Below are 13,300 nucleotides of genomic sequence, written 5' to 3' on the forward strand. Positions count from 1 at the left end.
TTGTGAGCATTATGTATTCTCAAGAATATGTACCCCAAATTGCTGCAGCATCCAATAAAGCAAGTTCAGCGGCAGTCCCATAATGCTGTAGAAATCGCCTTCGATTTTCTCTACAAATACGGATCCGAGCCCTTGTATCCCGTACGAGCCGGCTTTGTCGAGCGGATCGCCGGTCTTCACATAAGCCCATATCTCGTCATCGCTCATCGGTCTAAAGGTCACTTTGCTGACCGTGTGGCCAACAAGCGTTTCCGGCTGACCGGCCGCATACTCGGAGACGATCCGATATTGGCCGATGTCTCCAAAAAGCAAAGCAGGTTCGTATCCCCCGGTTTTTTCGTCGCCGGACTTGCCGGGCCTCGGATCATCTACGGTCGGATTACCTGCGCTATTGCCAAGCGGCTGTTCTGCAAATTCCATTCCACTTTTCGTTCGTATACAGGCAAGACCGGTAAATACCCGATGGGTGCGGCCTTGAAGTCCCTTGAGCATCATAAACGCATCGTCGGCATTACGCGGTTTCCCTAGAATCCCTTCATTCAGCACAACGATCGTATCCGAGCCGATAACAATACCCGGCGTCTCATCCGCGGATAAGCCATCGTATACGGCGAGAGCCTTTCGTAATGACAATTCTTCTACCACCTGCGCAGGAGACAGTCCCGGTCTGGTGGACTCATCGACGTCGCTGACAATAATTTTGTAAGGGAGTCCGAGTGATCGGATCAGTTCCTGGCGGCGCGGCGAAGAGGAAGCAAGAATCAATTGGAATGATGAATTAGTGGATGACGCCATAATGTCGATACCTCCTAGGGTGTGCGCGGCTTCGCTATTTAAAGCTTGCGGTATATCCAAAAAGCGGCTGCTAAACCGGCAATGCTAATTATATTCAGTTTAACCTCCAGCTCCAAATCATATTTAATCACGAGCAAATCCGCCTTCGGCTGCCATGAAAGCCCTACCGATTTCGTCAAAAACGAGGCCCCGGGAACGGAAGATAACAGCTGCCCTACAAGTGCGCCGGCAACCAATCCCAGGAGCAGCATAATGATAAGCGTAAGGTTATTTTTTTTCATATCTCCATGCCTTTCAGTAGAAAATTCCGCCAAACACATTATACTGCCTGCCGATGAAAGCTGACAATCCGGATTTTTCCACATACTTCCGTATGTTACCTGATTACAACCTCTTTGCCGCCAATGTACAATGGGGTCAGGGAGGAACACAACTTGACCAAACATACAGCCATACTTACTCTGATGATTTTTTGCCTGCTTATCTTCCCTTTTCAAGCGATGGCTGCCAAAATCGTTGTTGATGCCGGACACGGCGGCAAAGATCCCGGAGCCATCGGCGTGAACGGACTCGAAGAAAAAGCAGTCAACCTCGACATCGCCCAAAAGCTGCGCGACATATTGATTGGCAAAGGTTATGACGTCTTTATGACACGCAATACCGATATGTATATCTCGCTGGGTGATCGAGTGGAAATGACGAACGAACAGAACCCCGACCTCTTTGTCTCCATACATGCGAATTCCTATTCCAACCGGAATACGCAAGGAGCCATGGTTCTGTACTACGATAACGAACTTCCGCAATCCAATTATCCGGCAAGCGAAGCGATGGAAAAGATGAGCCCCGAAAGCAAAAAGCTCGCTCAAGCTGTGCTTAAGTCTATAGTCGGCACAGTTGATGTCGTTGACAAAGGACTGCTTCCAAGCGCCGCGTACGTTATCCGTATGGGGCAAGTGCCCAGTATTTTAGTGGAGACGGCATTTTTATCGAACAGCTCGGATGCTGCCATGCTGGCCGACGAAACAACGAGAAGCAAATTCGCCGCAGCGATCGGAGCGGGCATCGAAGCTTACCACCCGATTGTCCGCGATAAAGCGCCCAATGTGCTGCCGGATACGATCGGCCACTGGTCCAGGGAGGCTGTGCTTCAGCTGCAGGAAAAAGGCATCGTCGAAGGCGCAGGCAACCGGTTCGAGCCGAATCGGGCGCTCACCCGGGCCGAATGGGTAACCATGCTCAGCCGTTTGTATCCGCAGAAACTTGCGCCGAATCCGAATGCCTGCGGTCAATCGGTAACGGCGGCCGTTTACAACGGAGGCTGCACGGACAAACCTGCCGCGAAAGATAAGCAAATGCCGAGCTATAGCGATTTGAAAAACGGGCATTGGGCTTTCGCCTTGCTGCAGCAGGCGGCCGCGGCAGGCATCATCGACGGGTACGCCGACGGGACGATCCGTCCGGATCAGCCTGTCACCCGTTCGGAAGCCGCCGTACTGCTCGCAAGGCTGATGGAGCCGAAAGCGGCATGGGACGGCGCCACGCCGTTTGCCGACGTCGGGCCGCGCCACTGGGCGGCCAAAGCTATCTACACTTTGCGGCAGGCGGGCATCGTCGATGGCGTCACAAACGGCTCGTTTATGCCGGACAAATCGATTACCCGCGGGGAAGCGGCCGCATTATTAAATCGAGCCGCCGGCGCCTTATAAGCTTCCAAATCGGCGGAGGCGCTTGTCGAGAAAAAAGCCGGGATTATCTCGCCTTGAGAGCGAAGATCCCGGCTTTTTTGCGTATGATTAAAGCGGCGAGCAGGTCATGACAAAGCTGTATGTTTCCTTTTCGGTAGGCGAAACTGCTGTAAAATCAAGCAGATACAAATCTTTCCGGTGTCCGTGATGATCCATAAAATCGGTCCGCTGCGCCTCATAACGGAATTTCGCGGGATCGTATTGAATCGTTACGGCAAACCGCTCGCCGGCAATTCGGATGCTGTCCGCTCCTGTCTGCTCCGGCCGGCAGAACGAGACGAATCTCTCGGCAAGCCCGGCAGGCTTCGCGGCAAACTGAAACTCGTCGGTCAGCGTCAGCTTCCCGCCCTCCGTTTTGGCGAACCGGAACGTGCGGATCAGCGATTGCAGGTTGTCATTTGCGTACGCCTTTGCGATGTCCAGCGAAAATACATCCTCCGATGTACTTATTCTGGATTCCCGTACGGCCGCTGCATATTGCCTGCCCGCCTGCTGCTCTCCGCCTTCGATGACAGGCACGGAATGCCCCAAAGAGCGATTGCACAAAATTTCGTATCTGCCGGGACCGAAGTATTGTTTCGTATATTCGCCCGCTCCGGTGTCGGTCAGCAGCGTTTCCCCTTCTACATGCAAAAGGAATGTACCGATATCGTTGTGGTTATGCGGTTCGTCGTTATGTCCGCCCTTAGCCGCAAAGCTGACCGCTCCATAAGGAGCCGACGTCCGTGAAATCATCCATTCGGCGTCCTCCAAGTAATAGCTTGCATCCTGCTGCGGCATGCTGGCATATTGCGGGTCGCTCCACACAAAACTGCGGATCGCCTGCGGAAAACGGTAGCAATGATCGTAAGTAAAGGAGGCCCGGTAACTTAAGTCCGGAACCGCCACCTCGCTGTATTTGCCCTTCAAAAAATGAGTCAGGCCAAGCGGAAACATATTTTGCAGCGAAGCGTCGGAGAAGCTGACCGTATAGTTCGCGGTTAAATAACATTTTTGCTGGAACAAAGCGATGCTTCTTACCTTCGGATCGTCAAACAAATTGATCGCGCCCGCTGTGCGCTGTTCAAGCAGGGACGCAAAAAACGTGAAGTACCCGAACCCGTACACCCAATAACCGATACCTTCCGTGCACGCTCCGTCCGCTTCGAACCCCCGAAGATAACATTGCATCGTCTCCAGCAAACGCGCAATCATTGGGGCCAGCGTCGCATCGTCGGAAATCAGATACATAGCCGCGGCGCCAACGGAACCCGCGCATACCGCAGCCCAGTTGTTCGTGCAGGTCTCCCACCAGAACATCGAACCTAGCGACGCATAAGGCTCCAGCACCCGCTGGCGGATTTCTATGCGCGCCCGGTAGGCTATCAGCTCGGACAGCTTGTCCCCCAGCAGATGCACCGTTTCGGCAAGCGCAAATCCGGTTTCGGCGGCGAATAAATCGACCATCTCGCGGTGTTCGCGCGGGGACTCGGCAATGGTGCCAAAGTCGGCCCGCTCGTGCCGCAGCTTTTCGATCGGGCGCAGCGAGTTGCCTTGAAGGTGGGCAGGCAAGCTCCACGTATATTCGTCGCAGATCGCCCAAATAATATCCTCCAGCGCTTCGATGTAACGGGGGTCATCGTTTGTCAACGCCATCACGGTGAACGTGTTGAGGCGCAGCCGCCGCTTGAAATACTCCCGTTCATACGGCAGACGGGAACCCGTTTCGTCGAAATTTTTATATAGCGAATAAGGGAGCGTCTCAATCGGTTCATTGAGCAGCCGCGAAGCCTCGGCTTCGACCTCTTCCAGATAAGGCTTATAAAAAGCGTTGGCGCGAATGTCCCGCCATCTCGACTTTCCTTCGGAGAACAGCTTTTCTCCTGCTTGCTCGCGGCTGCCTTGACGCAGCGCTTCGCTCACTTTCCACAAATCCATAGATCTCACTCCCGGTGTCTTGTTTAAGAGTCAATGATCAGTCTACCAAAAATCGCCCGAAAGTTGTACACCGGCATAAAAAAACCTTTTTTTGGCGGAATCGTCCGCTTCAAAAAGGCTTGGAATATTATTGCGCGGAAAGTGAATTACGCAGCTCTTTATCGGAGATCGTGTATTGCATCAGCGTGCTTTGAGCTTGCCACAAATACGAAGTGGCCGGTTTTTTCTTGTATTCGTCCAAAGAAACGATCGCTGTGTCCAGCGCTTTAATCATTTTTTGATGTGTTGCTTTGGCTTCATCCGATAAGCTGTCGCTCATCGCCGTATGCATGCCGATCCAGGATTGATGCGCCGATTTTATCGCTTGCAGTTTGGTTTCGTCCAGCGCCGTCGGCTTCGATTCGCCAAGATGCGGTACGGTCAAGCCGCTAATCAGCTGCACCAGCTTTTGCCCCTGCTCCAGGCAGGCTTGCAGGGCATCGGTTTGCTTGCCGTTCCATTTCACCTTCGTTAATGCCGGAAGTTCGACGGTTTTAATAAACACATCGGTGTTTTTCTGCTTCAACTGCTGGCTGATTGCCAGCGCATCATCGCGGGTAGGCGCCATCGCCGCATATACCGTAAACTTATCGCCGCTTTCGGTAGCCCCGGCAAAACCGTTTTTCTTCAGATCGGCTTGCGCCGTATCCGCGCTTTGCTGCGTGCTGAACACGCCGGCTTGAAGAAACGAATACGTTTTGCCGGAAATGTTCACCGACGCCGTCGCCATTGCTGCGCTCGCCGAACCTGCAGCGCTAGCCGCACCTGTACCGGTGACGCCGGTGGAGGCCGCCGAAGCCGCTTTATCCGTGCCGGCGCCGGCGGTCTGCTTGCCGGCCGTCGAAGGTGCCGCAACCTGCCCCGCAGGCGCAGTTCCGGCCGCCTGCTTGGCTTTGCTTGCCGCGTCGTCGTGGCCGGAAAACATCGACAGCACGAAAAATCCGAAGGCGATCCCGGTGACGACCGCACCTGCGACGGAGACGGTGATTTTGAACCACGAGCCAAACGGCGGTTTTTTGACCCTCACCGGTTCCTCCGGCACATACCAACGGTGATCACGAAGGGGCTCGTCGTATTTGCCGGTTGTCTCGAAGTACCCCGTTTCCGGGTGATGGGTTTGCATCGGCTGCGAATTTCGGATCATCCGTTCAATCCGTTCCGTTTCTTCCTCGTAGGGGCTTTTCCACTCCGACTGCGGCGTCAATGTGCCGGAAAACAAGCTTTCCCCGCCTGTCCCCTCCTTGACGGCATCGCGAACTTCAAATTCCTCCTGATAGAGCGGAATGACGTTTCTGTCGACCTCTTGCGGCGCTTCTACCCTTTGACCGTTTTGAAAACGATAAGTGATGCGTCCCTTTTTCATCCATCTCTCTCCTTGTCCATTCTTGTACTATTACGCTTATGAGCCGAGTCCGGAAAATATGAACACTTTTATCGGACTGCCCCTTTTTATGCCCAATCCGCGCGCTTCGCTTGACATCAGCCCGTCAGTTTATGTACTATAATGTCATATGCAAATATGGACAGCGCAGAACGATTGATAAGTACTTGACGCCACTGGTTGCAGCGATTCGGGGACAGTGCAAGCCCGATACTCAAGCGACAAGGAAACGGCCATCGGGAGCTGTCATAATGAAGGCGGACGAATAGGTGCGTTTGCGTTGCGGAGCGGCTGCTTCACAACCTCAAACCGTCGTCAACCAGGGTGGAACCGCGGGAGCACGCTCTCGTCCCTGGGCAGCTTAAAGCTGCCTATGGGGCGGGGGCTTTTTATGTTAACGAAAAAATAGTTAGGGGCGTATGAGAATGAGCACAACAAACAATCAAGTAAGCATGGAACAGATCGTAGCTGTCGCCAAGCACCGCGGTTTTATTTTCCCGGGATCGGAAATCTACGGCGGACTGGCCAACACATGGGATTACGGTCCGCTTGGCGTGGAACTGAAAAACAACATCAAACGCGCCTGGTGGAAAAAGTTTATTCAGCAATCCCCTTACAACGTAGGTCTTGATGCGGCGATTTTGATGAACCCGCAAGCATGGGTCGCTTCCGGCCACGTCGGCAACTTCAACGACCCGATGATCGACTGCAAGCAATGTAAAGCGCGCCACCGCGCCGACAAGCTGATCGAAAACGCGCTTCAAGATAAAGGCATCGAGATGATCGTCGACGGCCTGTCCTTCGAGCAGATGATGGACCTGATCCGCGAGCACAACATCGTTTGCCCGGACTGCGGCGCATTCGATTATACCGACATCCGCCAGTTCAACCTGATGTTCAAAACGTTCCAAGGCGTCACCGAGTCGTCCACCAGTACGGTATATCTCCGTCCGGAGACGGCGCAAGGCATCTTCGTCAATTTCAAAAACGTGCAGCGCACGATGCGCAAAAAGCTGCCGTTTGGCATCGGCCAAATCGGCAAAAGCTTCCGCAACGAAATTACGCCGGGCAACTTCACGTTCCGTACGCGCGAATTCGAGCAAATGGAGCTTGAATTTTTCTGCAAGCCGGGCGAGGATATGCAGTGGTTCGAATACTGGCGTGGTTTCTGCCGCGACTGGCTGCTGTCGTTGGGCATTAAAGAAGCAAGCATCCGCCTGCGCGACCATTCCGACGACGAGCTTTCCCACTACTCGAATGCGACAACGGATATCGAATACCGCTTCCCGTTTGGCTGGGGCGAGCTGTGGGGCATTGCCGACCGCACCGACTACGACCTTAAGCAGCATATGGAGCACAGCGGCGAAAACTTCCAGTACCACGACCAGGAAACGGGCGAAAAATACGTCCCGTATTGCATTGAGCCGTCACTTGGCGCGGACCGCGTAACGCTTGCGTTCCTGATCGACGCATACGAGGAGCAGCAGCTTGAAGGCGACGACAGCCGCAGCGTGCTGCACTTCCACCCGGCGCTGGCGCCGATCAAAGCGGCTATATTCCCGCTGTCCAAGAAGCTGGCTGAGCCGGCGCAAGCCGTGTTCGCCGAACTGTCGAAGCATTTCATGGTCGACTACGACGATGCCGGTTCCATCGGCAAACGCTACCGCCGCCACGACGAAATCGGCACGCCGTTCTGCATCACATACGACTTCGAATCGGAAAACGACGGCTGCGTGACCGTACGCGACCGCGATACGATGGAGCAGCAGCGTCTGCCGATCGCCGAGCTGAAATCGTTTATCGAATCGAAACTCGAGTGGTAAAATCGGATATGTAAAGCTCAAAAATCCCTTCCGAAACAAATGAGGCCACTGAAAAAGTAGCGTAGTGAGCGAAATCATTCTGGAGAAGCGCCAGCGTTCGCTTTTGTCCCCGAATTTCACCTGCCAAAAGCAGGTACAATTCAAGAAATTCGGGGACAATTGGCGATCGTAAGAATGATTCGTTCATACAGCGTTCACTTTTTCAGTGGCCTCAAAAAAATTCGGAGGGGATTTTTTGCTATGGAAGTGATGCGCGGCTCAAACCTGCCGGCAACTTTCTGGATTTTGCAGCGTCTACATATTTATGGAAAGGGATGGTAAATTGAACAAGCGAAAACGGATATGCACCGGTGTCATCCTTGCGCTGATCCTGCTCGCCTCGCCCGGGCAAATGAAAGCACTGGCCGAACCGGTAAACGAAGCTGCCGATTTATTTCCCTCCGATATCGGCAAAACATGGCGCGAAGCAAACCTGGAGATGCCGGCCATCGATGAAATGGCTGCCGAATTCACGCATACGCTGGAGGGAGACGAAACCGCATACGCCATGCCGTTCCCGTACAAATACGAAGGTATCAGCCTGCAAGCTGGAGATGTAACGGTAATCGGCGTGTGGGAGGAGACAGGTTTACATCAGCGGACATGGTACAAAATCGAAACCGACCAAGGTTTTTTGTGGTTTGTTCCGAACTATCGATATAACACTCGAATCAAGCAGTTCAGCGAATCGCTGCCTAAACACGAAGACGTTTACGAAAAACACGGGGTCGCGCTTATGTCCGCCTATTTCCGTGACGTCTTCCACGTCAAGGTCAGACTTTTAAACCGGCACCGCGAGCAGCCGAGTCTGGAGGAAATCGCCGCGCTGCGCAGCGACTTCTACGAGCAAGCCGGCGGCTCCTTCCCGCTTGTGATCGAATATTTCGTGCTCGGCGAACAAGCGGACTTGAAGGGAACGATTACCGCCGTCGACAAAAAGCAGCAACGGGTTCTTATTATCGATCATGATGATTCCAGCCACAAAACGCCTAATGCGAATTGGGTTTCGTTTAAGGGCGATGCAACGATGTTTTTCAAAGACGGAGACGAAACGATTGGCTTTGATGCCCTGCATATCGGGCAATACGCGGAAGTTTGGGGCGGTGGAGCGACGCTGCTCACTTATCCGGGGCAAACCACCGGCATCGAGATGGCAGTGCAGGAACCGTTATCCGCAAACGATTCAGCCGTGGCGTATACAGAGCTCGTTCAAGACGATTTATCCGCCATCGACAAAATCGAGATCGATTATTCGTTTGCAGAGCCGCTCACACTTCAGGACCATGATGCTATCGAAGAAATTGTCGGCAAGCTGAAGCAAATCCGGCTGCAGCAAACAGACAACTCACGTCCTGTCGCGAACACTTATTTATACCGGATGACCTTATACAGCGGGGACAAAAAACTCTCGTATTCCTCCGCCCTGCAGTGGGGCGATCAGAAATACGCGCATACGCAAGCGACCAGCGAACTGGACTATTCCGTATTTTTATTTTATTTCGGCGACCGGAAAAAGCTGTAACGGCAAAGTGAGCGAAATCATGCTGGAGTAGCGCCAACGTTCGCTTTTGTCCCCGAATTTCACCTGCCGCAAGCAGATCAATTCAAGAAATTCGGGAACAATGGGCGATCGTAAGCATAATTTGCTCATGCAGCGTTAGCTTTTTCAGTAGCCACCTCCGATGAGGGGGGGTTATTTCATTTTATAATCCCAGATGAAGCTTGCGTGTACGTAGAATTCCATCTATTCCGGTAGGATCGCCCGCCACTTTGTGGGCAACAAACTGTTCAGCGGCCTCCGATGTGCGAAGGCGCAGCGGTTTCTGTTCCATCTGCACCAGCTCCATCATGATATCGGCGACAGATTCCGAAGTTTGCGGAATGGAGTTCCTTTTGCTGAAGTTGTCCAAATATGCTTGAATAATCGGTTTGTATTCGTCGTCAAGGATGCCGCCGGTGCTTTGAACGTGGCCTAATACCGTCGAATTGAAGTTCGTCGCAATGGCTCCCGGCTCCAGCAGCGTAATGTCGATGTTAAACAACGGCTTGTAGTAAGTGGCCATACTTTCCAGCAAACCTTCGACAGCAAATTTGCTGGCGCAATAAATTTCGTTAAACGGCTGGCCGACCAGACCTCCGACGCTGGACGTCACGACGATATGGCCGGGCTGTGCCTTGCGCAGGAGCGGCAGCGCCGAACGTACGGTGTGCATGACGCCGTACACATTCGTCTCGAATACATGCCGGATGTCTTCCTCCTCCGCTTGCCCCAAGGCGCGCAGAAAGCCGAATCCCGCATTGCAGAACAAAACATCCAAGCAGCCCTGCTCCCGTTCGATTTGTTCAAACGCCCGGTTCAGCGATTCCCGGGAGGTCACTTCCATCTCCACAAAATGAAGATTATCGCGGTCCGCATGCAGCTCCCGGTCGCGCTCGAGATGCCGGGTGCCCGCGTATACAATCCATCCGCCGGCCGCAAACTTAAGGGCGGTAGCCAGTCCGATGCCGGACGACGCTCCTGTAATGGCTATAACTTTACTCATATGCTCACTCCACTCCTAATCCAAAGATCAGACCGCCGTATCTCCCGCGTATCCGTATTACAAATAATATCATATTTCGGACGGCCACTTCTTGCGCTGATGCATAAGCGGTCACCTGCCGCGGCATTACGCACAAGAGGCATAAACGCTCCTTGCCAGGAGTGTTTATGCCTCTTCTATGAACGCTGCCGGCAGCCTCACAATAACTTGCAGCGGCCGCACTTCAGCAGACTACGCCCCGTGCCTGCTGCGCAGCGAACGCGCAAGGCCGTCGGCGGCTTTCCAAATATCGCCCGCGCCCATCGTCAGCACAAGGTCGCCGCTTGCGACGCGGTCCAGCAGAAACGCCTGAACCTCTTCCTTGCTGGGGATATATTTCACGTTGCGGTTGCTGTTCTGCTTGATCAACTCGACCAGTTTGGCCGAAGTAATGCCTTCGATCTGCTGTTCGCCAACCGGCGAATAAATATCGGTAATGATCACCTCGTCCGCCTCCGGGAACGCGCGGCTGAACTGCTCGAACAAAAAGTACGTGCGGGTATAACGCTGCGGCTGAAAAACGGCAATGATCCGTTTGCCGGTCGCTTTGGCGGCGCTGATGGTCGCTTCAATTTCCGTCGGATGGTGGGCATAATCGTCGATGACAAGAATGTCGTCGACTTCGTCCAGCACCTGGAAACGCCGTTTGGCGCCGCGGAAATCTTGGATGGCCCCGGCGATCTGCTCGAACGTAAGGCCCGCTTCCAGACACGTGATGATTGTAGCCAACGCGTTATATACGTTATGCCTTCCCGGCACGGACAACTTCACCGTACCCAGAAGCGCCCCGTCATGCAGCACTTCAAACTTGACCTTGCGGTCGCCCAGCTCGATGGAACGTGCGATATAATCCGCATCGGTGTCGATCCCGTAAGTGACGACTTCGCTTTTCACATGGGGAATCATTTCCCTTAAGTGCGCGTCGTCGTTGCATACGATCGCTTTGCCGTCCTCTTTCACTTGGCTTAAAAACTGCGCATAAGCTTTTTTCAAATTTTCAAAGCTGCCGTCATAGTATTCCAAATGGTCGGCTTCGATATTGTTGACAAGCGCCAGCAGCGGGCTGTACTGCAGGAACGATCCGTCGCTTTCATCGGCCTCCGCCACAACGTAATCTCCCTTTCCCGCCTTGGCATTGCTGCCGACATTCATAATCTCGCCGCCGATAATATAAGTAGGATCCTTGGCGCATTGCTCCAGCACCAACGCGATCATCGACGATGTTGTAGTCTTGCCGTGCGCTCCCGCCACAGCGACTCCTTTTTTCGAATTTAGCAGCCTAGCAAGCATTTGCGAACGATGAAGAATCGGAATGCTAAGCTCTTCCGCAGCGAGCATTTCCACATTGTCCTTGGACAATGCGGTTGAATAAACGACCAGGTCGGCCCCGGTGACATTCTGGGCTTCATGACCGATATACACCTGCGCGCCTTTGGCCTTAAGCTTTTCCGTCAGCTCCTGCTGAGCTAGGTCCGAACCCGATACTTGATACCCCATTTCCAAAAGCACCTTTGCAATCGCGCTCATTCCGTAGCCGCCGATGCCGATAAAATGCACATGCTCCGATGTATTCACGCTGCGCTCACCAGCCTTTTTCAGAATCGGATTGATTTAGAATCCAAGAACGAACATCGCCAATCAAATATAACGTGCCGGATACAACAGCCAAATCTTCTTTTTCCGTTCTGGTCCGAAGCAGCTCAAGCGCCTTTTTCCATTCCGGTTCGACGATTACTTCCACCTCGCGTGCTCTTTCGGGTCCAAGCTCTTCAAGTAAGGTTCTCGCGAGATCGGCTAAACGGGCCGCACTTTCTTTTTTGTGCCAGTCTGGCTCGGTCAAGATAAGGGTGTTCACCATTGGTAGTATATGCCGGAGGTAGCCTGTATGATTCTTTGTTGACAGCATTCCCATCATAAAATGCAGCTTCCGGTAGGGATAAACGTCCCGTAAAGCTTGGGCGAGTGTCTCGGCCCCTTCCGGATTATGCGCACCGTCGATTAAAATCCGCGGTTGTTCCGATACGATTTCCAATCTTCCCGGCCATGCGGCCGCGCGGAAACCCTCCAGCAAATCTTCGTCTTCCACGATCAGCGCGTAGTATTGACGCAGCACTTCAATGGTCATCAGCGCAACCGCGGCGTTTTTGTTCTGGTGGTAGCCGTTTAACGAAATGGTCACCCCCGGAACGGTACGGAATGGGCCGGTGAAATCGAATTTTTGTTCATTCTCCCGGGACGACAGCAAGTTAAACGAAAACTCGCGGTCCAGTTTATACAATGTGCTTTTCCGCTCCTTCGCGATCCGCTGGATCACTTCGAACGCTTCCGGCTGCTCCACCGCCGTAATGACCGGCACGCCGTTTTTGATGATGCCGGCTTTCTCCTCAGCCACTTTGGCCAGCGTATCGCCGAGTATTTCCATGTGATCGTGGCCGACATTAGTAATCACCGTTGCGACCGGGGCCACAATGTTGGTGGAGTCCAGACGTCCGCCGAGGCCCGTCTCCCAAACCACGTAGTCGGGGAACGATCTCTTGGCAAAATATACGATCGCCAGCGCCGTCGACACCTCAAACATCGTCGGCTGCCCGTAGTCGGACGCCGCCACTTCATCTACCACAGGTTTCAGCAGATTGACCATGTCCAGCAAATCGTTATCCGGAATGTCCTTGCCGTTATATTTGATTCTGTTGGAGTACCTCTCGATATAAGGCGATGTAAACAGCCCTACGTCGTATCCGCACTTGTGAATGATCTCGCTTAAATACGTGCAGGTCGAACCTTTGCCGTTCGTACCCGCCACGTGTATAAATTTCAATCTGCGTTCCGGATGGCCAAGAAGCTCCATCAGCCGCTCCATCCGCTTAAGCCCCGGGCGTATGCCAAAGGGCACCAAATGCACGATCCAATCCACCGCTTCCTCCGCCGTACGGAAAGAAGCCGAATCCGTCGTTAACTCACTCACTTGTTATCTCC

10 protein-coding genes are annotated in these 13,300 nt (G+C 53.4%); 3 read left to right on the top strand and 7 right to left on the bottom strand.

Annotated elements, in window-relative coordinates; all coding sequences use genetic code 11:
- Window positions 1–9 precede the first annotated feature (9 nt).
- Together EYB31_RS01130 and EYB31_RS01135 are read right to left on the bottom strand one after the other, a co-directional pair.
- On the bottom strand, window positions 10–795 hold the full coding sequence (locus EYB31_RS01130; protein WP_131011423.1) for a Maf family protein: 786 nt from the start codon (window positions 793–795) through the stop codon (window positions 10–12).
- Window positions 796–833: 38 nt separating this feature from the next.
- The gene (locus EYB31_RS01135; RefSeq protein WP_131011424.1) at window positions 834–1,076 is read right to left on the bottom strand and encodes a DUF4321 domain-containing protein; all 243 of its coding nucleotides are present in this window, start codon (window positions 1,074–1,076) and stop codon (window positions 834–836) included.
- 153 nt (window positions 1,077–1,229) lie between these two features.
- On the opposite strand from EYB31_RS01135, the gene EYB31_RS01140 reads away from it, so the two are divergent.
- On the top strand, window positions 1,230–2,504 hold the full coding sequence (locus EYB31_RS01140) for an N-acetylmuramoyl-L-alanine amidase (RefSeq protein WP_240761990.1): 1,275 nt from the start codon (window positions 1,230–1,232) through the stop codon (window positions 2,502–2,504).
- Between the two features lie 87 nt (window positions 2,505–2,591).
- Here EYB31_RS01140 and EYB31_RS01145 read toward each other — a convergent pair whose 3' ends face one another.
- Window positions 2,592–4,460: a heparinase II/III domain-containing protein gene (locus EYB31_RS01145; protein WP_131011425.1), complete on the bottom strand. Its 1,869-nt coding sequence runs from the start codon at window positions 4,458–4,460 to the stop codon at window positions 2,592–2,594.
- 127 nt (window positions 4,461–4,587) lie between these two features.
- A complete protein-coding gene (locus EYB31_RS01150; protein WP_131011426.1) occupies window positions 4,588–5,862 on the bottom strand; it encodes an SPOR domain-containing protein in 1,275 nt (424 codons plus the stop codon).
- Between the two features lie 443 nt (window positions 5,863–6,305).
- On the opposite strand from EYB31_RS01150, the gene EYB31_RS01155 reads away from it, so the two are divergent.
- Window positions 6,306–7,703, top strand: a complete 1,398-nt coding sequence (locus EYB31_RS01155) for a glycine--tRNA ligase (protein WP_131011427.1) — start codon at window positions 6,306–6,308, stop codon at window positions 7,701–7,703.
- 322 nt (window positions 7,704–8,025) lie between these two features.
- The gene (locus EYB31_RS01160; protein ID WP_131011428.1) at window positions 8,026–9,264 is read left to right on the top strand and encodes a hypothetical protein; all 1,239 of its coding nucleotides are present in this window, start codon (window positions 8,026–8,028) and stop codon (window positions 9,262–9,264) included.
- A gap of 181 nt (window positions 9,265–9,445) precedes the next feature.
- On the opposite strand, the gene EYB31_RS01165 is transcribed toward EYB31_RS01160, so the two are convergent.
- The 3 genes from EYB31_RS01165 to EYB31_RS01175 all read right to left on the bottom strand — a co-directional run bounded on the left by EYB31_RS01165 (window position 9,446) and on the right by EYB31_RS01175 (window position 13,289).
- Entirely contained in the window at window positions 9,446–10,285 is an 840-nt protein-coding gene (locus EYB31_RS01165; RefSeq protein WP_131011429.1) for an SDR family oxidoreductase, read from the bottom strand.
- Between the two features lie 231 nt (window positions 10,286–10,516).
- Window positions 10,517–11,899 (bottom strand): UDP-N-acetylmuramate--L-alanine ligase, encoded by a 1,383-nt coding sequence (murC, locus tag EYB31_RS01170; protein ID WP_131011430.1) that lies wholly within the window; start codon window positions 11,897–11,899, stop codon window positions 10,517–10,519.
- A 7-nt stretch (window positions 11,900–11,906) separates the two neighbouring features.
- Window positions 11,907–13,289, bottom strand: a complete 1,383-nt coding sequence (locus tag EYB31_RS01175) for a bifunctional folylpolyglutamate synthase/dihydrofolate synthase (protein ID WP_240761991.1) — start codon at window positions 13,287–13,289, stop codon at window positions 11,907–11,909.
- Window positions 13,290–13,300: the final 11 nt, after the last annotated feature.

The sequence above is a fragment of the Paenibacillus thalictri genome (genome assembly GCF_004307995.1).
GTDB lineage: Bacteria > Bacillota > Bacilli > Paenibacillales > NBRC-103111 > Paenibacillus_AF > Paenibacillus_AF thalictri.

Bases quoted from the DNA above. Each gene is read 5' to 3' on its own strand.
- EYB31_RS01155 (WP_131011427.1), top strand. From the start codon at position 6,306: ATGAGCACAACAAACAATCAAGTAAGCATGGAACAGATCGTAGCTGTC.
- EYB31_RS01165 (WP_131011429.1), bottom strand. From the start codon at position 10,285: ATGAGTAAAGTTATAGCCATTACAGGAGCGTCGTCCGGCATCGGACTG.
- EYB31_RS01150 (WP_131011426.1), bottom strand. From the start codon at position 5,862: ATGAAAAAGGGACGCATCACTTATCGTTTTCAAAACGGTCAAAGGGTA.
- EYB31_RS01135 (WP_131011424.1), bottom strand. From the start codon at position 1,076: ATGAAAAAAAATAACCTTACGCTTATCATTATGCTGCTCCTGGGATTG.
- EYB31_RS01130 (WP_131011423.1), bottom strand. From the start codon at position 795: ATGGCGTCATCCACTAATTCATCATTCCAATTGATTCTTGCTTCCTCT.
- EYB31_RS01145 (WP_131011425.1), bottom strand. From the start codon at position 4,460: ATGGATTTGTGGAAAGTGAGCGAAGCGCTGCGTCAAGGCAGCCGCGAG.